This window comes from Amycolatopsis sp. NPDC028719 (genome assembly GCF_055565395.1).
On sequence record NZ_JBVHUL010000002.1, the window covers coordinates 547,824 to 566,913 of the forward strand.

The 19,090-nt window shown below is 71.2% G+C and carries 20 protein-coding genes and 1 riboswitch; of the genes, 5 read left to right on the forward strand and 15 right to left on the reverse strand.

The window, feature by feature from the left end; genetic code table 11:
- Positions 1 to 120 precede the first annotated feature (120 nt).
- On the reverse strand, positions 121 to 1,275 hold the full coding sequence (locus ACZ4TR_RS10575; protein ID WP_465286789.1) for an NAD-dependent epimerase/dehydratase family protein: 1,155 nt from the start codon (positions 1,273 to 1,275) through the stop codon (positions 121 to 123).
- A gap of 241 nt (positions 1,276 to 1,516) precedes the next feature.
- Between ACZ4TR_RS10575 and ACZ4TR_RS10580 the strand changes: the two genes are divergently transcribed.
- Positions 1,517 to 2,011, forward strand: a complete 495-nt coding sequence (locus ACZ4TR_RS10580; protein ID WP_465286790.1) for a GtrA family protein — start codon at positions 1,517 to 1,519, stop codon at positions 2,009 to 2,011.
- Here the strand turns inward: ACZ4TR_RS10580 and ACZ4TR_RS10585 are convergent.
- The 4 genes from ACZ4TR_RS10585 to ACZ4TR_RS10600 form a co-directional block, all read right to left on the reverse strand.
- A complete protein-coding gene (locus tag ACZ4TR_RS10585; protein ID WP_465286791.1) occupies positions 1,941 to 4,115 on the reverse strand; it encodes a glycosyltransferase in 2,175 nt (724 codons plus the stop codon). The two genes, ACZ4TR_RS10580 and ACZ4TR_RS10585, sit on opposite strands and share 71 nt — an antisense overlap.
- A gap of 50 nt (positions 4,116 to 4,165) precedes the next feature.
- On the reverse strand, positions 4,166 to 5,125 hold the full coding sequence (locus ACZ4TR_RS10590) for an NAD-dependent epimerase/dehydratase family protein (protein WP_465286792.1): 960 nt from the start codon (positions 5,123 to 5,125) through the stop codon (positions 4,166 to 4,168).
- A gap of 78 nt (positions 5,126 to 5,203) precedes the next feature.
- Positions 5,204 to 8,080, reverse strand: a complete 2,877-nt coding sequence (gene gcvP / locus ACZ4TR_RS10595) for an aminomethyl-transferring glycine dehydrogenase (RefSeq protein WP_465286793.1) — start codon at positions 8,078 to 8,080, stop codon at positions 5,204 to 5,206.
- A 309-nt stretch (positions 8,081 to 8,389) separates the two neighbouring features.
- Positions 8,390 to 8,488, reverse strand: a riboswitch (glycine riboswitch).
- 42 nt (positions 8,489 to 8,530) lie between these two features.
- Positions 8,531 to 9,109, reverse strand: a complete 579-nt coding sequence (locus tag ACZ4TR_RS10600; RefSeq protein WP_364528395.1) for a MerR family transcriptional regulator — start codon at positions 9,107 to 9,109, stop codon at positions 8,531 to 8,533.
- A 277-nt stretch (positions 9,110 to 9,386) separates the two neighbouring features.
- Here ACZ4TR_RS10600 and ACZ4TR_RS10605 point away from each other — a divergent pair, with 277 nt between their 5' ends.
- A complete protein-coding gene (locus tag ACZ4TR_RS10605) occupies positions 9,387 to 10,019 on the forward strand; it encodes a TetR/AcrR family transcriptional regulator (protein ID WP_465286794.1) in 633 nt (210 codons plus the stop codon).
- Here the strand turns inward: ACZ4TR_RS10605 and trxA are convergent.
- The 8 genes from trxA to ACZ4TR_RS10645 all read right to left on the reverse strand — a co-directional run bounded on the left by trxA (position 10,016) and on the right by ACZ4TR_RS10645 (position 14,188).
- Positions 10,016 to 10,345 (reverse strand): thioredoxin, encoded by a 330-nt coding sequence (gene trxA / locus ACZ4TR_RS10610; protein ID WP_465286795.1) that lies wholly within the window; start codon positions 10,343 to 10,345, stop codon positions 10,016 to 10,018. The genes ACZ4TR_RS10605 and trxA overlap by 4 nt on opposite strands.
- Positions 10,342 to 10,752 (reverse strand): MerR family transcriptional regulator, encoded by a 411-nt coding sequence (locus ACZ4TR_RS10615; protein ID WP_465286796.1) that lies wholly within the window; start codon positions 10,750 to 10,752, stop codon positions 10,342 to 10,344. Before ACZ4TR_RS10615 ends, trxA begins: the two co-directional genes overlap by 4 nt.
- 43 nt (positions 10,753 to 10,795) lie before the next feature.
- The gene (locus ACZ4TR_RS10620; RefSeq protein WP_009078856.1) at positions 10,796 to 11,269 is read right to left on the reverse strand and encodes a bifunctional nuclease family protein; all 474 of its coding nucleotides are present in this window, start codon (positions 11,267 to 11,269) and stop codon (positions 10,796 to 10,798) included.
- A gap of 216 nt (positions 11,270 to 11,485) precedes the next feature.
- Positions 11,486 to 12,232, reverse strand: a complete 747-nt coding sequence (ftsR, locus tag ACZ4TR_RS10625; protein WP_465286797.1) for a transcriptional regulator FtsR — start codon at positions 12,230 to 12,232, stop codon at positions 11,486 to 11,488.
- Positions 12,229 to 12,699, reverse strand: coding sequence for a glycogen accumulation regulator GarA (garA, locus tag ACZ4TR_RS10630; RefSeq protein WP_284750621.1), 471 nt, complete (start codon positions 12,697 to 12,699; stop codon positions 12,229 to 12,231). The genes ftsR and garA overlap by 4 nt, the downstream gene beginning before the upstream one ends.
- A 137-nt stretch (positions 12,700 to 12,836) precedes the next feature.
- On the reverse strand, positions 12,837 to 13,223 hold the full coding sequence (gene gcvH / locus ACZ4TR_RS10635; RefSeq protein ID WP_364528410.1) for a glycine cleavage system protein GcvH: 387 nt from the start codon (positions 13,221 to 13,223) through the stop codon (positions 12,837 to 12,839).
- Between the two features lie 100 nt (positions 13,224 to 13,323).
- Entirely contained in the window at positions 13,324 to 13,944 is a 621-nt protein-coding gene (locus ACZ4TR_RS10640) for a CDP-alcohol phosphatidyltransferase family protein (protein WP_465286798.1), read from the reverse strand.
- A gap of 13 nt (positions 13,945 to 13,957) precedes the next feature.
- Positions 13,958 to 14,188 carry a hypothetical protein gene (locus ACZ4TR_RS10645; RefSeq protein WP_465286799.1) on the reverse strand — a complete coding sequence of 77 codons (231 nt, stop codon included), beginning with the start codon at positions 14,186 to 14,188 and terminating at the stop codon, positions 13,958 to 13,960.
- Positions 14,189 to 14,503: 315 nt separating this feature from the next.
- On the opposite strand from ACZ4TR_RS10645, the gene ACZ4TR_RS10650 reads away from it, so the two are divergent.
- Both ACZ4TR_RS10650 and ACZ4TR_RS10655 read left to right on the forward strand, forming a co-directional pair.
- Positions 14,504 to 15,016 carry a hypothetical protein gene (locus ACZ4TR_RS10650; RefSeq protein WP_465286800.1) on the forward strand — a complete coding sequence of 171 codons (513 nt, stop codon included), beginning with the start codon at positions 14,504 to 14,506 and terminating at the stop codon, positions 15,014 to 15,016.
- A 35-nt stretch (positions 15,017 to 15,051) separates the two neighbouring features.
- Positions 15,052 to 15,453 carry a hypothetical protein gene (locus ACZ4TR_RS10655; protein WP_364528425.1) on the forward strand — a complete coding sequence of 134 codons (402 nt, stop codon included), beginning with the start codon at positions 15,052 to 15,054 and terminating at the stop codon, positions 15,451 to 15,453.
- Between the two features lie 50 nt (positions 15,454 to 15,503).
- Here ACZ4TR_RS10655 and ACZ4TR_RS10660 read toward each other — a convergent pair whose 3' ends face one another.
- Together ACZ4TR_RS10660 and ACZ4TR_RS10665 are read right to left on the reverse strand one after the other, a co-directional pair.
- A complete protein-coding gene (locus ACZ4TR_RS10660) occupies positions 15,504 to 17,213 on the reverse strand; it encodes an AMP-binding protein (protein WP_465286801.1) in 1,710 nt (569 codons plus the stop codon).
- Positions 17,214 to 17,228: 15 nt separating this feature from the next.
- Positions 17,229 to 18,071: a crotonase/enoyl-CoA hydratase family protein gene (locus tag ACZ4TR_RS10665; protein WP_465286802.1), complete on the reverse strand. Its 843-nt coding sequence runs from the start codon at positions 18,069 to 18,071 to the stop codon at positions 17,229 to 17,231.
- 135 nt (positions 18,072 to 18,206) lie between these two features.
- Between ACZ4TR_RS10665 and ACZ4TR_RS10670 the strand changes: the two genes are divergently transcribed.
- On the forward strand, positions 18,207 to 19,085 hold the full coding sequence (locus tag ACZ4TR_RS10670) for an alpha/beta fold hydrolase (protein WP_465286803.1): 879 nt from the start codon (positions 18,207 to 18,209) through the stop codon (positions 19,083 to 19,085).
- Positions 19,086 to 19,090: the final 5 nt, after the last annotated feature.

Genomic DNA, 19,090 nt, shown 5'->3' on the forward strand with positions numbered 1-19,090 from the left:
CTCAGGACCAACACACAGATGAACCTCCCCCCCGCCCCCTTGCCCCCCCGGACACCCCCCCACCGCGCATCGCTGTCTCTTTCTTCCCCCCCCCCCCCCCCCCCCCCGCCACCCGCACCGCTAGCCCTTCAGCGCGCCCCGCCAGCGCACGGTCGGGCGCAGCTTCTCCGGGTTCACCCGGTGCTTGTTGGCCCCCACGATGTCGAACATCGACTCGATCAGCGTGTCCGAGAGCAGGTGCGGCTCCAGCCCCAGCCCGACCAGCCCGGTGTGCTTCACGTTGTAGTAGTGCTCCGGTGCCTCGGTGCGCGGGTTCTCCAGCTGCTCGATCTGCACCGGCCCGGGGAACCGCTCGGCGACGAGGTCGGCGATGGCCGCCACGGACATGCTCTCGGTCATCTGGTTGAACACGCGGAACTCCCCCGCCCCGGCCGGGTTCTCCACGGCGAGCCGGATGCATTCGACGGTGTCGCGGATGTCGATCAGGCCGCGCGTCTGGGTGCCCTTGCCGTACACGGTCAGCGGCTGGCCCAGCACCGCCTGGATGACGAACCGGTTCAGCACCGTGCCGAACACGGCGTCGTAGTCGAAGCGGGTCGCCAGGCGCGGGTCCAGCGCCGTCTGCGGCGTTTGCTGGCCGTACACGACACCCTGGTTGAGATCCGTCGCGCGCAGCCCCCAGGCGCGGCACGTGAATTCGATGTTGTGCGAATCGTGGACCTTCGTCAGGTGGTAGAACGAGCCGGGCCGCTTCGGGAACAGCACACGATCTTTGCGCCCGTTGTGCTCGAGGTCCAGCCAGCCTTCTTCGATGTCGACGTTCGGCGTGCCGTATTCGCCCATCGTGCCCAGTTTGACCAGGTGGATCGCCGGGTCGATCTCGGCGATCGCGTACAGCAGGTTCAGGTTCCCGATCACGTTGTTGTGCTGGGTGTACACCGCGTGCTCGCGGTCGATCATCGAATACGGCGCGGACCGCTGCTCGGCGTAGTGCACCACCGTGTCGGGAGCGAAGTCGCGCACCGCTCCGAACAGGAACTCCGCGTCCAGCAAGTCGCCTTCGTAGCTGGTGATCGTGCGCCCGGAGACCTCCTGCCACGCCGAGATCCGGTCGGCCAGGGACTCGATCGGCACGAGGCTCTCGACGCCCAGTTCGGCGTCGTAGCCGCGGCGGGCGAAATTGTCGAGAACGGCTACGTCGTGGCCTTTGTCCGATAAGTGCAACGCGGTCGGCCAGCCCAGATATCCGTCACCGCCGAGAACCAGCACACGCATTGTGCCGCCTTTCCTGTTCGTTTACGCCACAAGCGTGCTGATCCGACGAGCGAGCAGAGGCTTGCGAGAACCCGACGCTGCTGATCCGGGGCTCCGCCCCGGGCCGGGGGCTCCGCCACCCGGAACCCCCCGAAGAAAGTTATCGATCTCCTGCTGATGAGGACCTGGCAATGAGCTGTGAATCTCCTATGCGTAGGGGACCCGGACGGCGGCGCGACCGGCTCGCGGGGAGGATGGGGGCATGACGACCGTAACCAACGGCGTGCGGCCCCGCACGACGGAGAAGACCCGCCGCGGCCGGGCCCGGCTGGCGCGCGCCGCGGCGACCTCCGTCGCGGCCACGGTCGTCAGCCAGGTGGTGCTGCTCGCGGTCCTCGCGACCGGCGGCGCCGCGGCCCTGGCGAGCACGCTGGCCTGGGCGGCCGGCGCGGTGCTGAACTTCCTGGTCACCCGCCGCTGGGTGTGGGGCCGCACCGGACGCCCGCGCGTGCGCCGCGAACTGCTGCCCTACCTGGCCGTGATCGGCCTCGGCGGCCTCGCGTCCATCGGCCTCACGACCCTCGCCGGCTCGCTGCTCACGCCGCTGGACCTGCCGCACTTCTGGTGGGTCGTGCTCGTCGACGGCGCGTACGTGGCCAGCTACGCGCTGGTGTTCCTCGTCAAGTTCACCCTGCTCGACCGGCTCGTGTTCGGCCGCGGCGCAGCACGTACCCCCGCCACCACGTCCCGGTCATGACCCGGGCGTAGTTGGCGCCGTAGACGAGGCTGCCGCCCTTCTTGCTCTTGCCCGCCTTGCGCAGCCGCATGCTCATCGGCAGCTCGACGATCCGGGCACCGCGCGCGGTCACCCCGAGCATCAGCTCCGACGACTGGTACTGCGGCTCGTTGAGCGGCACCGAGCACGCCAGGTCCGCCCGCATCGCGCGGAAGCCGAACGACGTGTCGGTGATCCGCCGCGCGGTCAGCACCGACGCAAGCAGGGCGAACACGCGCACACCCAGCCACCGGACGCGGCTGTCGGCCTCTTCGTGGCCGAGGCGCCGGGAGCCGGTGACGAAGTCCGCAGTGCCGTCGACGACCGGCCTGACCAGGGCTTCGAGCTCGCTGTTGTCGTACTGGCCGTCGCCGTCCGTCGTCACGACGTACTCGGCGCCGGCCTCGGCCGCGAGGTGGTAGCCGAGGCGCAGCGCGGCGCCCTGGCCACGGTTGCGGGGTGCGACGCAGACGTACGCGCCGTGGTCTTCGGCGATCGCCGCGGTGTCGTCGGTGCCGCCGTCGACCACGACGAGCACGTCGACCCGCATGCCGAGGCACTCGTCGGGCATCTTCTCCAGGACTCCGCCGATGCCGTCGGCTTCGTTGTAGGCCGCGATGACGACGGTCAGCGGGGCCAGCTCCAGCTCGGGGTGCCGGCCGCCGAAGTCGTCGAGGGCGCCCCGGTCGACGTCGTCGGGGAACGCGGCGAGGCGTTTCCGGCTGGCCGACGTCAGTGTGGTGAAGCCCAGCGCCCCGGCCACCGGCAGCAGCACGAGCGCGGGGATCTGATAGCGCCAGGAGAACTGGAACACCGCCGAGGCGAAGAGCAGGATCAGGCCGCTCGACGCCGCCAGCAGCGCGCCCGCCCGCGCCCGGTCCAGGGGCTTCTTGCGGCGGAACACCGTGAGCAGGCCCAGTAGCGCGCCGATGCCGAGCACCGCACCCGGAACGTAGCCGCCGCCGAGCTGGTAGTCGCGCAAGATCCGGGCGAGCGGCTGGTCGACGCTCGCGACGACACCGTCGTTCTGCCGCGTGACGAGGTCGATGAGGGACTGGTCGGCCCACTGCGGGTACGTGAGCTGGAACTGCCACCGGTCCAGGGGGACGTCGGTCGGGTCCTGCTCGCGGGTCCAGGCGAAGCTCTTCGAGAAGTCGTCGAGGATCGCTTCCGCGACGTCGCCGGGCTGCTCCTTCAGCACGTCGAGCGCGAACTCGTGCGCCAGCGCGGCCTTGTCCGCCCCCGGCGGCAGCGGGCCGGGCCAGTTCGGGTCGAGGTCGGCGTGCGTGTAGTTGTCCACCAGCCTGGTCTCGCGCGGTTCGGCCGGGCAGAACACCTGCAGCGTCGGGTCGAGGTGGAGGTTCGCGCAGTCGGCGACGGCGGCGGTGCGGCCGTAGAGCATGTTCCCGGACGGCCCGGTCAGCCCCCACTTGCCGGTCTCCGAATGCACCCGCGCCGAGTAGGGCACGAGCACGACGAGCAGGCCCAGCACGCCGGCACCGGCCCGGCGCCAGCCCGCCCAGTGCCGCCACGCTCCCCCGGCCACGACGAGGTAGCCCAGCACCGGCAGGGCCAGGGAGATGCCGATCAGCCGCGTCAGCACGGCGAACCCGGCCAGCAGGCCGGCGACGCCGGCGCGCTTCCAGCCCGGCGTACCCCAGCCGAGGAGGAGCCAGAGGAGACCGAGCAGAACCGCCTCGAAGACGACCTCGGACATGATGTTCTGCTCGATCTGGAGCTGGTAGGCGTCGAGCAGGACCGGGACCGCGGCGAGCGCGGCGACCCACGGGCGGCCGCCGAGGCGCAGCACCAGCGCGTAGACGCCGATCGCGATGAGGGTCCCGCCGGCGTGCTGCACCGCCGCGACCCAGGCGAGCCCGCCGACGGCCAGCAGCGGCCGCAGCACGAGGTCGTAGCCGATCGGGTCGAGCTGGTCGGCGCGCAGCGCGTGGAGATTGTCGAGGTAACGGAACGAATCGATGAACAGCAGCGCGGGCCGGTAGGCCGGCCAGGTCAGCACCCGGAGGGCGATCGCCGGGACGAGGAGCAGGAGCAGCAGCCAGTGCCGCTTGAGAAAAGAAAACACAGCGGCGCGAAGCGCCTCCGTTGAGGGTGGCGGCGGGGGCATGGATGGAGTCACGGTGTCGCGTTTGGACGGTCGAGCCCGGAGAAGTACTTCCAGGCCGTCGCGAGGCCGTCGGTGAGCGAGACCTCCGGCCGGTACCCGATGGTCTCGGCGCTGGCCGAGACGTCGACGACCACGGCGGGCATCTCGCCCGCCGGCGCCTCGACGTGCTCGACCGGCAGCTCGGCGCCGGTCACCTCGCGCACGGCCTCGACCATCTCCAGCACGGACACCGAGCGCCCGGCGCCGACGATCGCGCGGCCGGTGTGGCCGCTGTCGAGCGCGAGCAGGATGGCGCGGACGACGTCGTCGACGTGCACGAGATCGCGGCGCTGGCGGCCGTCGCCGTGGATCCGGACCCCGGTGCCGGTCAGCGCGGCGCGCATCATGCGCGGCACGAAACTGTCCTTGTGGGACATTCCCGGGCCGTAGACGTTGGTGAACCGCAACGCACACGTCGTCATGCCGTACGCGCCGGCGTAGCCCGAGAGCAGCATTTCGCACGCCGCCTTGGTGGCACCGTAGGGCGTGAGCGGCCGCAGCGGCAGGTCCGGGGTGATCGTCGCGGTGCCGACGTCGCCGATCACCGCGTTGGTCGAGGCGAGCAGGAACTTCGGCACCTCACGGCGGCGCGCGAGCTCCAGCAGCTCCTGGGTCACCAGGACGTTGTCGGCGAAGGTGTCTTCGGGCAGCTCGACCGACTTCAGCACCGACGTCAGCGCGGCGAGGTGCACGATCCCGGCGGTCCCGCGCGGCACGGCCTCCTCGCGGACACCGGCGTCGCGGAGATCACCGGTCACCACACGGACGCCGTCGCCGCCGCCATCGCCGCCGTCCGGGAACGGGACCCGGTCCACGACGGTGACCGGGACACCCCGGTCGCGAAGGGCGCGCACGACGGCCCGGCCGATGAAGCCGCTGCCGCCGGTCACGACCACGGACGGTTGATCAGGACCGTGCGCACTCGCCATGGCGTCAACCTACCTCCCGTTCCTGTGCGGGCCCGGCCCGGCGTACGCACTACCGCGCATCGCCCCTTTACGCAGGGGTCAGGCGAAGGCTTCCGGGGGCGGGCAGGAGCAGACCAGGGTGCGGTCGCCCGCCGCGCCGTCGATGCGGCGGACCGGCGGCCAGATCTTCGGCGCGCCCGGGCCCGCCGGGAACACCGCCGTTTCGCGGCTGTACGGCCGGTCCCACTCGCCCGCGATGCAGCGAGCCGTGTGCGGGGCCTGCCGCAGCGGCGACTCCGCCAGCGCCCACTCCCCCACCGTCACGCGGTCGATCTCCGCGCGGATCGCGATCATCGCGGTGCAGAAGCGGTCCAGTTCGGCCAGGTCCTCGCTCTCGGTCGGCTCCACCATCAGCGTGCCCGCCACCGGGAACGACATCGTCGGCGCGTGCAGGCCGTAGTCCGCCAGCCGCTTCGCGACGTCATCGACCGTCACGCCCGTCGCCTTCGTCAGCGGCCGCAGGTCCAGGATGCATTCGTGGGCCACGAAACCCGACCGGCCCGCGTACAGCACCGGGTAGTGCTCCCCGAGCCGCCGGGCGACGTAGTTGGCGTTGGCCACCGCGACGAGGGTCGCCCGGCGCAGGCCGTCCGCGCCCATCATCCGGACGTACGCCCACGAGATCGGCAGGATCGACGCGCTCCCCCACGGCGCCGCGCTGACCGGACCGACCCCGGTCACCGGGCCGGCCGCGGGCTGCAGCGGATGGTTCGGCAGGAACGGCGCCAGGTGCGCGCGGACCCCGATCGGCCCGACGCCGGGCCCGCCGCCGCCGTGCGGGATGCAGAAGGTCTTGTGCAGGTTGAGGTGTGAGACGTCGGCGCCGAACCGGCCGTACTGCGCCACGCCGATGAGCGCGTTGAGGTTGGCGCCGTCGACGTACACCTGCCCGCCCGCGTCGTGCACCAGCGCGCACACCTCGCCGACGGTGTCCTCGTAGACCCCGTGCGTCGACGGGTAGGTGATCATGATCGCGGCCAGGTCGGCGCGGTGCTCGTCCACAGTGGACCGCAGGTGCGCGAGGTCGATGTCGCCGTCGTCGTCGCAGCGGACGACGACCACCCGCATGCCGGCCATCACGGCGCTCGCCGCGTTGGTGCCGTGCGCGCTCGCCGGGATCAGGCAGACGTCGCGCTCGCCCTCGCCGCGCGAACGGTGGTAGGCGCGGATGGCCAGCAGCCCGGCGAACTCGCCCTGGCTGCCCGCGTTGGGCTGCAGGGAAACCGTGTCGTAGCCGGTGATCCGCGCGAGCCAGGCACCGAGGTCGGCGATCACCTCCAGCAGCCCGGCGGCGTCCTCGGCGGGCGCGAACGGGTGCAGCCCGGCGAACTCCGGCCAGGTGACCGGTTCCATCTCGGCGGTGGCGTTGAGCTTCATGGTGCACGAGCCGAGCGGGATCATGCTGCGATCGAGCGCGACATCCTTGTCGGCCAGCTGCCGCAGGTACCGCAGCAGCGCGGTTTCCGACCGGTGGGTGTGGAACACGGGGTGGGTGAGGAACGCGCTGGTGCGCCGCAGCGGCGCCGGGAGCGCGTCCGCCGTGTCCGCGTCGAGGCCATCCACATCGGACACCGAGACGCCGAACGCCTTCCATACGAGGGAAAGCCGTTCGCGGGTGGTGGTCTCGTCGCAGGCGACGCCGACGTGGTCGTCGTCGACGAGCCGCAGGTTCACCCCGAGGTCGCGAGCGGCCGCGACGACCGCGTGCGCCCGGCCGGGCACCGCCGCGGTGACGGTGTCGAAGAACTCGCCGTGCCCGACGTCGACGCCGCCTTCGGCGAGGCCGGCGGCGAGCACGGTGGCCATCCGGTGGGCGCGCAGCGCGATCCCGCGCAGTCCGTCGGGGCCGTGGTACACCGCGTACATGGAGGCCATCACCGCGAGCAGGACCTGCGCGGTGCAGATGTTCGACGTCGCCTTCTCGCGGCGGATGTGCTGCTCCCGCGTCTGGAGGGCGAGCCGGTACGCGGGCGCGCCGTCCGCGTCCTTCGAGACGCCGACCAGCCGGCCGGGCAGCTGCCGTTCGAGGCCTTGGCGGACGGCGAGGTAGGCCGCGTGCGGGCCGCCGAAGCCGAGCGGGACGCCGAACCGCTGCGTCGACCCGACGGCGACGTCGGCGCCGAGCTCTCCCGGTGGCCGCAGCAGGGTCAGGGCGAGCGGGTCGGCGGCGACGATCACCGCGGCGCCGTGCTTTTTGGCCTCGGCGATCGTCAGGTCGAGCTCGTGCACCGCGCCGGACGCGCCCGGGTAGGACAGCAGGACGCCGAAGAAGTCGCCGCCGAGGCCGAGGCCGGTCAGGCCCTGGGAGAGGTCTTCGACGACAAGCTCGATGCCGAGGGGCTCGGCGCGGGTCCGGAGGACGGCGAGGGTCTGCGGCAGGGTGTCCCGGTCGACGACGAACCGGTGCGACGCGGCTTTCCCGGCGCGGCGCACGAGCGTCATCGCCTCGGCGGCCGCGGTGGCCTCGTCGAGCATCGACGCGTTGGCGACGGGCAGCCCGGTGAGGTCGGCGACCATGGTCTGGAAGTTGAGCAGCGCTTCGAGCCGGCCTTGCGAGATCTCGGGCTGATAGGGCGTGTACGCGGTGTACCAGGCGGGGTTTTCGAGCACGTTCCGCCGGATGACGGGCGGGGTGACGGTGTCGTGGTAGCCGAGGCCGATCATCTGGGCCATGGGCCGGTTCCGCGCGGCGAGCGCCCGGAGTTCGGCGAGGGCCTGGGCTTCGGTGGCGGCCGGGGGAAGTTCGAGCGGCCCAGCGGAGGCGCGCAGCGATGCGGGAACAGCACGCTCGGAGAGCTCGTCGAGAGAAGCGACTCCGACGACGTCGAGGATCTGGCGGAGTTCGTCCGGCCCGGGCCCGATGTGCCGGTCGGCGAAGGGGATGCCCTGTTCCAAAGAGGCGAGCGACAAGTCCAAGGTGGCCTCCTCCGAACGGCGGTGTCTCCACCCAGCTAACCGGACCCGAGAACGGAACGCGACCACGGCGGGGGTCCGGGGGCGGAGCCCGCCGGGCGGGCTGTGGGGGTTGCACCCCCACAGGACACTCCGGAGGGTTCGGGCGAGCGCTCTTCGCGAGCACAGCTCACCCAAACCCCGGAGGAATCCTCCCCACTCTGTCCGTACCTGCAGAACAGGCGCCTGAGAGTTTCGCCCGAGGTTGAGCCGGGCTTGCACCGTCGGCGGGGCCATCAGGTTGTGTCCTGACGACCCGCTTTCCAGAGGCGTCTCGTCCGCGCGGTCCGGGGTGCCTGAGAGGTTCCGGGGAGGACTTGCTCCTTCGGCGCCGAGCTCGAGGTGTGGCTCGGACTCTCCCGCGCGGATTCGTCGACCGCAGGCTGAACCTTACCCGGTCCGCCGCGGCGGTGATCACCCGGTCTTGCGGGCGTTGCGGCGTTGGGTGAGTTCGTCCGGCTCGTGCTGCTCGACGATGCCGCCGTCGGCGCGTTCGGCGGGGAACTCGTGGATGGTGCCGCTGATTTCCTGCATGGCGCCGCTGACCGCGATGCCGAAGACGCCTTGGCCGCCTTGGAGCAGGTCGACGATCTCCTCGGGTGAGGTGCACTCGTAGACCGTGGTGCCGTCGGAGAACAGCGTGACCTTCGCGAGGTCGCGCACTCCGCGGACGCGCAGGTGGTCGACGGCGACCCGGATGTTCTGCAGGGAGACTCCGGTGTCCAGGAGCCGTTTGACGACCTTGAGGACCAGGATGTCCTTGAACGAGTACAGCCGCTGCGAGCCGGAGCCGTGCGCCGTGCGGATGCTGGGTGCGACCAGCTTCGTCCGGGCCCAGTAGTCGAGCTGGCGGTAGGTGATCCCGGCGATCTGGCACGCGGCCGGGCCGCGGTAGCCCACCAGCTCGTCCGGCAGCGAGTCGTCAGGGAACAGTTCACCCTGCTCACCAGCCGCGACCTGAACAGGCTGCTTCTCGGAACCAGCCTCGACCACGCAAGCCTCCCTTCGCCCGACCTGATGGCCGGCGAATGACAGCCGGACGGTCCCAGAGTGGGACCCGCCGGAGATCAATCGCCACGGTCCGGCCCCAGACCGTGAATCACACCGTGGCGATTTACCTCCTTCGACGGTAAGCGCCCGGAGAACACCGGTCAACGCGACGCGCGGCAAGCCTCGACGGTCGGCTGAGCCTTTGAGCCGTTCGCCGTACCCCGGTCGCGGCGGTTCAAACCCCTTGACGATTTTTACTCGGCTGAGTAACTTTTTACTCATGCAAGTAAACACCGACCTGATGGCCGAGATGGGGCTCAGCGCCACCGAGGCGGCGCGCCGCGCCCAGATCATCGGCGCGACCATCGGCGTCATCGCCGACCTCGGCTACCGGAAAGCCACGTTCGCCAAGATCAAGGAACGCGCCGGGCTCAGCAGCACCCGGATGATCTCGTACCACTTCACGAACAAGGCCGGCCTGATGCAGGCCGTGCTGAGCACGGTCGTGGAGACGAAGAACGAGTTCCTGAAGGAACGCACCGGCGGCGGGGTCGACCCCGCCGACCGGCCCGGGTACCTGCGGGCCCACATCGAGACGTCGATCGCGTTCCTGCGCGCGTACCCGGAGTGCGTCCGGGTGCTGACCGAGATGGCGGCCAACGCCGACGACGCCGACGGCTGGGTGATGACGAAGGTCCTGGTCGACGACATGCGGGTGCACGGGCCGGCCCGCCAGCTGAAGCAGGGTCAGGCGGAAGGGCGGTTCGGCGCCTTCACGCCGGAGGTGATGGCGATGTCGATCGCGCAGGCCATCGACGGGGTGGCCGCGGCCTACGCGGCCGACCCGTCGCTGGATCTGGAGCAGTACGGGCGGGAAGTCGCCGACACCTTCGTGAAGGCGACGGCTCCCTAGAGGACCTGGTCGAGGCGCTCCTCGATCCGGGCCTTCGGGTAGGCGCCGACGATCGTCGTCACCGGCTCGCCGCCCGAGAAGAGGATCATCGTCGGCAGGGACATGACCTGGTACGACCGGGTCGTCTCCGGGTTCTCGTCGGCGTTGACCTTCCGCACGGCGAGCTTCCCGGCCCGCTCGGCAGCCAGCTGGGCCAGCACCGGGCCCACCATCCGGCAGGGCCCGCACCAGGTGGCCCAGAACTCGACCAGCACCGGGACGTCACTGCCGAGGACCTCGGCGGCGAACGTGGCGTCGGTGACGTCGGAAACGGCAACAGCGGTCATGACGAGCTCCTTGACGGACGCGGGGCATCGGGGACGACACACGGATCGGGGGCTTGCCGGGCCAGCGCGCCGGCGAGCTTGGCCGCCAGTTCGGCCCGGATGCCGCCGAGGCGGGCCAGCAGCGCGTCGGCTTCTTCGAGCTTGCGGCGGTAGACCTCGATCGAACTCGCGCAGGAGTCGCCGGTCTCGTGGCCGCTGCGGAGGCAGTCGACGAACGGGCGGGTTTCGTCGAGGGTCAGGCCGACCGTCTGCAGCGTCTGGATCTCCCGGACCAGCTGCAGGTCGCCCTCGTCGTACTCGCGGTAGCCGTTCGCCGAGCGACGGGCCTCGAGAAGGCCCTGGGCCTCGTAAAAACGCAGCGCACGGGTGGTGACACCCGTGCGCTGCGCAAGCTCTCCGATCCGCATGCCTGAAGACGCTAGACGTTGACGTCCGCGTCAAGGCAAGGTCTCACGTATCGGCTCCGCGGAAGTCTTCCGGCGACACGGAGTCGAGGAACTCGCGGAACTTCTCGACCTCGTCCTCCTGCTCGTCCGGGATGATCAGGCCCGCCTCCTCCAGCACCGCGTCCACGGCGTGGATGGGGACGCCGATCCGCAGGGCCAGCGCGACCGAGTCGCTCGGCCGGGCGGAGACCCGGATGTCGCCGTCGAACACGAGCTCGGCGAAGAACGTGCCTTCCTTGAGGTCGGTGATGACGACCTGCTCGAGCTCGCGGCCCAACGCTCCGATGACCTCTTTCAGCAGGTCATGGGTGAGCGGACGGGCCGGGCGGACCCCCTGTTGCTCCAACGCGATGGCGGTCGCTTCGACCGAGCCGATCCAGATCGGCAGGTACCGTTCGCCCTCGGTCTCCCGCAGCAGCAAGATCGGCTGATTCGCGGGCAGCTCGACCCGCACACCGACGACGCGCATTTCGCTCATCGGGCTTCGCCTCCCTCTCGTGCACACGGGCTTCAGCGCTGGAACCGCCTCGCGCCGTTCACTCCCGACGCTACCCGTCATCCGTGCGCTGTGCTCGCTGTCGGACACTCTCGGCTCGCCTACCGCAAACCGTTGTTCTCACGGTACGGCATGAGGTGCCGAACATTCAGTCATTGACATGGGACCGCAAAGAGGATCTCACCGTCCCGTTACGGCTCAACAACCCGTGGCGCCACGGATTCCCGCCTTCACGAGGAGCGTGTGCAGGGTCACGGACAGTGCCGCGAGCTCTCGCACCACTTCGTCGGCCCTCGCCTTGGCTTCCGGATCACGATGCCGGTACACCGGGGTCACGATCTGCTCCAGCAACCCGACCTCGCGGTCGGCCGCGGCGCGGAAGGCACGCAGGTGTCTCGGCTCGATACCGAATTCGGTCATCGCCTTCACCGTCCGCGCGACGAGCACCGCGTCCGGGTCGAAGAACCCCGCGGGGCCGGACCGGACCAGGCCGTACTGCTGCAGCTCGGCGAGTGCGGCGGCGTCGATGCCGGCCTGCTCCAGGAGCTCCTCCTGGGTCAGGCGCAGCTCCTTGCCGCCGGCGAAGTCCTCCGCCACCGGCAGGCCGACGTTCTCCGCCACCGCGTCGATCGGCACCAGCCGGCGCGGCGGGCGGGGCAGGTCCGCGACGGGCCCGGCACCCGAGTCCGCCGCGTCCAGCTGCTCCTTGATGACCTTCAGCGGCAGGTAGTGATCCCGCTGGGCGGCCAGGACGAACCGCAGTCGCTCCACGTCCGCCGCGACGAACTGCCGGTACCCCGAAGCCGTCCGGCCCGGTTGGACCAGGCCTTCCGCTTCGAGGAACCGGATCTTGGAGATGGTGACGTCGGGAAAGTCCTGGCGCAGCTGCGCCAGGACGGCCCCGATGCTCAGTCCGTGACTCTGTGGCCGCCCGGCCGCCGTCACTGCGCCCCCTGGCCCCCGTGCCCCGGGCCGGTCAGGAAGACCAGGCGGAACTTCCCGATCTGCACCTCGTCGCCGCCCGCGAGGACGGCCTGGTCGACCGGCTCGCGGTTGACGTAGGTGCCGTTGAGGCTGCCGACGTCGATGACGACGAACTCGCCGCCCTCACGCCGGAACTCGGCGTGCCGGCGGGAGACCGTGACGTCGTCCAGGAAGATGTCGCTGTCCGGGTGGCGCCCGGCGCTGGTCGTGTCGCGGTCGAGCAGGAACCGCGAACCCGCGTTCGGGCCGCGCTTCACGACCAGCAGCGCCGAACCCGCGGGCAGGGCGTCGACGCCCTGGACGGGCGCCTCCGCGGCCGGGGCGGACTCGTGGCCTTCGGCTTCGGCCAGGAAGTCGGCCCGGAAGACAGAGGTCCGCTCCGGAGACTGCTCCGGGGGAACGCCACCGGGCCCGTCGTTCGTGCTCACCTGAGCTCTCCTCCACACATGCTGTGTTGCCTAGTACTCAAGAACGTGTAGCTGCCAACGTACCGTGCCTGATCGATTCTCCGAGCCCCGGCTCCCCGAACCGGCGCAGTGCCGGTCCGGGCGGCCGCCGGCGGAGCTCAGCCCTTGGTCAGGGCGTCGTACGCCTCGGCTTCCAGCAGGGCTTCGAGCCCCGCCGGGTCGTCGAGCCGGATCTCGATCAGCCAGCCCTCGCCGTAGGGGTCGCTGTTGATCAGCTCCGGCGATTCGGCGACGGCGTCGTTGATCGCGACGACCTCGCCGTCGACCGGCGCGAACAGCTCGGACACGCTCTTCGTCGACTCGACCTCGCCGAAGACGTCGCCCGCGCTCACCTGGCGGCCGACCTCCGGCAGGTCGACGAACACGACGTCGCCGAGCTGGTCCTGCGCGTACTCGGTGATGCCGATGCGGACGAGGGTGTCCTCGCCGCGGGTGGCGACCCACTCGTGTTCCTCGGTGTAGCGAAGCTCTTCAGGAGCGGACACCGCCGGTCCCCTTTCATGCCCTCACTGGCGAAAACGTGCTGGGCGAAGTCTTACACCCACACGGCGCAGCGCCGGGTCCGGGCCGGGAAAAATGTCGCGCTCAGTCGTCGGCCGCGCCGCGCAGCGCGGCGCGCGCCTGCACGACGTAGAGCACGCCGGACCAGACGTAGAGGACCCCGCCCCAGATGGTGAAGGCGTAGCCGATCGGCCGGGCGACCGCGGCGACGTCCGAGCCGCCCTGCGCGAGCAGCAGGAACGGGAAGGCGTACATCAGCACGAAGGTCGCGCCCTTGCCGAGGTAGGTCACCTCCGGCGGGGCGAAGCCGCCGCGGCGCAGGGCCAGCACGCACCCGCCGAGGACGGCTTCGCGCAGCACCAGCGGCACCACGACCCACCAGGGGATGATGTCGCGGACCAGGAACGCGATGAGCGTCGCGAGGATGTAGAGCCGGTCGGCCGCCGGGTCGAGCAGCTGGCCCAGCCGGGACATCTGGTTGAGCCAGCGGGCCAGCTTGCCGTCGAGCCAGTCGGTGAGCGCGCTGAACACGAGCAGCGCGAGCGCCCAGCCGTCCTCCTCCGGTCCCAGCAGCAGCCACAAGAACACCGGCACGCCGGCCAGCCGCAGCAGCGACAGCATGTTGGGGACGTTGAAGGCCTGCCTCAGCAGGGACGGCTCGGCGGCGCTCGCCTGAGCGGCGGGTTCGGGTGCGGCGGTGCTCACCCGGCCAGCGTAGTCAGCACGCGCGGCGGCTGCTCCAGCCGCGTCGCTGCAGTTCGGCGCTGCTCAGCGCCTCGGGGCGGCCGCGGAGGTCGGTGCCCATCCAGCGGGCGCGGCCGGGGCGCGCCTCCAGGACGTAGGGACGTCCGCAGCACCAGACGACGCTGCTGGGGACGGTCGGGGGGCCGGCGGTTTCGGTGCTGGTGTCGGTGCTGGCTTGGGGGCTGGTCACAGCGTCGGCGTTCATCGCTCTCACGGGCTCGGGGCGGTTGTCGGGGACGGGAAGCTCGTCGGCCTCCACCGAGATCTTCGGCTGCCGGGGCCGGGATGTTAACCGGCACGGCCGGAATTAGACCGATCGATTCTTGATGGCAGCGTGAGGTTTCGGAGCGTGAACGGAATGTTAATTGTCCATTGTGGACGGTGCTTTGGTGGCCACCGGGCCGGGCCGCGACCCGGCTGGAGTAATCTGCCGCACACCTGTGGGCGAGCCGGTCCACGGGGCCCCGGCCCGGATGGGCCAGGATGACCGGGCCAGCCTGACCGGGGAGGAACGATCGCGGTGCCCCACCCGACCACCACGAGGACGTGGCGGCCGTTGCTCGCCGCCTGCCTCGCCGTGCCCGCGCTCGCGGCCTGCTCCGGCGAGCCGGCCGCCCAGGCACCGCCGTCCTCGTCTTCCCCGGCGGCCACCACCTCCGCGCCGGCGTCGTCCACCGGCACGCCGCCTCCACCACCCGCCGACGGCAGCTCCCCGGCGCCCCCGCCGGTGCCGAAGCCGTCCGGCGCGCCGCCGTCGGTCCCGGGGTCGTGCGGCACCGTGACCGCCGCCAGCGGGCTGACGCTCTACGTGTTCGACAGCGGTTCGGCCGGTGTCAGCTGCGTCGCGGCGACGAAGCTCGTCGGCGACTTCCACCGCACGATCGCCGGGCGCCAGGGCGCCGGCTCGAACGACGCGGTGAACGAGACCGTCGACGGCTGGCTGTGCACGTCCGGACCGCCCGCCGCCCAGGGCGGCACCACCTGCACGAAGGGCGAGCAGACGGTCTTCGCCGCCGTCGTGCCGTCCGAGTGACCTCTCCCGATCCGTTTTCCGCTCCTGAAGGGCCCATGAAGACACTCGCCTATCCCCTGCTGCTCGTCGCCGCCTCCGCCGTGCTGGCCGGCTGCGGCGGAGACCCGGCGCCCGCGGCGCCGTCCGCGGCTGCCCCCGCGCCCGTCCCCGCCGAAGCCGCAGCGGCCGGGTCGACGGCGCCGGGCGTGCCGTGCGGCGACGTCACCGGCACGGGCGGCGCGAAGACGGCGGTCGTCGCGCACGGCCAGGTCGACTGCGCCGCGGCGACGAAGCTGCTGAAGGACTACTTCGCGAAGCTGACCCCGGCCGACGCGGCCTCCGCCGACGGCCCGGGCCCGATCGTCCTCGACGAGTGGACGTGCGGCAGCGGCCCGAACGACCCGGTGACGGCCTGCTCGACGGAGGACGGCCGCCAGGTCGAGGGCACCCGCGCCTGAGACCCGGCCCCGAGCGCCCCAAGGCCACCTTGGGGCGCCCGGGGCCGGGGTCAGGACTTCAGGTCCGGGAAGTCCTCTTCACGGAACTCCGTGCCCGCGCCGCGCGCCGGATCGCTCTCGCGGCCGCGTAGCTCGACGCGGCGAATCTTGCCCGAGACCGTCTTGGGCAGCTCCGCGAATTCGAGCCGGCGGATCCGCTTGTAGGGCGCCAGGTGCTCGCGGCAGTACGCGAGGATCGCCTTCGCCGTCTCCGGCGTCGGCCCGTGGCCGGCGGCCAGTACGACGTACGCCTTGGGCACCGCGAGCCGGATCGGGTCCGGCGCGGGGACCACCGCCGCCTCGGCCACCGCCTCGTGTTCGATCAGCACGCTCTCCAGCTCGAACGGCGAGATCCGGTAGTCCGACGCCTTGAACACGTCGTCCGTGCGCCCGACGTAGGTGATGTAGCCGCGCTCGTCGACCGAACCGACGTCACCTGTGTGGTAGAAACCGCCGCTGAACGCCGCCGACGTGCGCTCGTCGTCGCCGGTGTAGCCGGTCATCAGGCCCACCGGGCGGTGCTGGAGGTCGAGGCAGATCTCGCCCTCCGACGCCCGTTCGCCGCTGACCGGGTCGACCAGCGCCACCACGAACCCGGGCAGCGGGCGGCCCATCGAGCCGGGCACGACGTCCTGGCCGGGCGTGTTCGCGATCTGGACGCTGCTCTCGGTCTGGCCGAAGCCGTCGCGGATCGTGACGCCCCACGACTTCCGGACCTGCTCGATCACCTCGGGGTTGAGCGGCTCCCCCGCCCCGACGACCTTCTTCGGCGGCGTCTTCAGCGCCGTCAGGTCCGCTTGGATCAGCATCCGCCACACCGTCGGCGGCGCGCAGAAGCTCGTGACGCCGCACCGGTCCATCTGGGCCATCAGCGCGTTCGCGTCGAACCGCTGGTAGTTGTAGAGGAACACCGTCGCCTCGGCGTTGAACGGGGCGAAGAAGTTGCTCCACGCGTGTTTCGCCCAGCCGGGCGAGGAGATGTTCAGGTGGACGTCACCCGGCTCCAGCCCGATCCAGTACATCGTGGACAGGTGGCCCACCGGGTACGAGACGTGGGTGTGCTGCACCAGTTTCGGCTTCGCCGTCGTGCCGGAGGTGAAGTAGAGCAGCAGCGGGTCGGCGGCCTTCGTCGGGCCGTCCGGGGCGAACTCCGGCGACTGGGCGAACGCCTCCGAGTACGGCCGCCAGCCCTCGACCGGCTCCCCCACCGCGATCCGCGTGTAACCGCCCTCGACGTCCGCGAACTTCTCCGCGTCCACCGAGCGGACCACGACGTGCTTGGCCGCGCCGCGCTCCACGCGGTCGGTCAGGTCGGCCGGCCCGAGCAGGGTGGACGCGGGGATGATCACGGCACCGAGCTTGATCGCCGCGAGGATGGTCTCCCACAGCTCGCCCTGGTTGCCCAGCATGAGGATCAGCCGGTCGCCGCGGCGGACGCCGAGGCTCCGCAGCCAGTTCGCCACCTGGTTGGACCGGCCGGACAGCTCCGGGTAGGTCCAGCGGTTCTCGGTGCCGTCCTCCTCGACGATCCACAGCGCGTACCGCTCGGCGTTGTCCGGGTCGTGCGCGACGACGTCGAACCAGTCGATCGCCCAGTTGAACTCGTCGAACTCCGGCCACGCGAAGTCACGGTAGGCCGTGTCGTAGTCCTCGCGGTGGGTCTGCAGGTAGTCCCGGGCCACGCGGAACGCGTGGTGGACTTCCGAAGCGCCGTTGCTCACCCTGCTGCCTCCTTGCTATTCGCCCTTGAACTCCGGCTTCCGGCGCTCCATAAAGGCCTGGACCGCTTCGCCGAGGTCCTTGCTGGGCAGGAACGCCGAGTTCCACGCCGCGACGTACCGGAGGCCGTCGGCGACCTGGCGCTCGGTGTTCGCCGCCAGTACCTGCTTCGTACCCTGCACCACGAGCGGCGGGTTCGCAGCGATCTCCCCGGCGAGTTCCCGCGCGGCCTTCAGCAGCGCGTCCTGGTCGGCGTGGACGTCGTTGACGAGGCCGATCTTCTCGGCCCGCGCGGCGTCGATGTCCTTGCCGGTCAGCGCGAGCTCGCGCAGGTGGCCTTCGCCGATGATCGAGGCGAGCCGCTGGAGGCTGCCGAGGTCGGCCACGATGGCAACGCGCACCTCGCGGACGCTGAACTTGGCGTCGGCGCTGGCCAGGCGGATGTCGGCGGCCGCGACCACGTCGACCCCGCCGCCGATGCACCAGCCCGAAACAGCCGCGATGACCGGTTTGCGGCAGTCCGCGATCGAGCTGACCGCCGCCTGCAGCGACCGGACCTGGTCGAGGAACGCCGTCCGCGGCCCGGCCAGGTTGTCCCCGCCCAGCATCGGTGCCCAGTCGCCCATCATCGCCGGCAGGTCGAGACCGTAGGAGAAGTGCGCCCCGCTGCCGGTCAGCACCACGGCCCTGACCTGCGGGTCGGCGTCCAGCGTGCGGAAGACCAGCGGCAGCTCGCGCCAGAAGTCCGGCCCCATCGCGTTGCCCTTCGACGGGCCGAGGAGCGTCACTTCGGCCACGGGGCCGTCGACGTCGACCTTCAGGGAGACGAGGTCGGGCAGACTGTCAGCAGTAGCGGTCATGGGGTCATCTTGACCCATGCCCGCGACGAGCCGCCATTGGCGCGTTGTCAATTGATGCCATGGTCACTGTGCCAAGGTGATCAGGGGATGTTTTCCTGGACGTAGGTGACCGCGACACGGGGAGGACGGTGGGACATGAGCCCGGCGAGCAGCGCGACCCTGATCGAGCCGGAGCCCGCGGCCGCGCCCGCCCGGCGCGAGTCCCGCCCGATCGAGCTGACCGGTTCCTTCGACCACGAAGGCCACCGGCTCTGGTACACGGAGTTCGGCAGCGGCGACCGGGTCGTCGTCCTCACCCACGGCATCATGCTGACCCGCCGGATGCACGCCCCGCTCGCGCGCCGGCTGGCCCGGGCCGGGTTCCGGGTGGTCACGCTCGACCTGCTGGGCCACGGTGACTCCGACCGGCCGACCGAGTCGTGGCTCTACTCGATGCCCTCGTTCGCCGAGCAGACCCTGGCGCTGCTCGACCACCTCGAGGTCGGCACCGCCGTGATCGGCGGGACGTCGCTCGGTGCGAACGTCTCCCTCGAGGTCGCGGTGCAGGCTCCGGAACGGGCCCGCGGGCTGATCGTCGAGATGCCGGTGCTGGACAATGCGATCGTCGCGGGGCTGATCACGTTCGCGCCGCTGCTGATGGCGGCCCGGTTCCTGCCGGTGACGGTCCAGGCGGTGGCGCTGGCGGCGTCCCTGGTCCCGCACGGCAACCAGTGGGTCGACGTCGTCACGGACACGCTGTCCCAGCGGCCGGCGCCGATGGCGGCGCTGCTGCACGGGGTGCTGTTCGGCCGGATCGCGCCACCGAAGTCGGTGCGCCGCAAGATCGCGACGCGGACACTGGTGATCGGCCACCAGGGCGACCCGATCCACCCGTTCGGCGACGCGGACACCCTGGCGATCGACATGCCGGCCGCGGAGTTCGTCCAGGCGCGCAGCCCGGTCGAGCTGCGCCTCGACCCGACCCGGCTGTCGGACGCGATCCGCGATTTCGCCGCGAGCTGCTACGAAGACTGAGATGC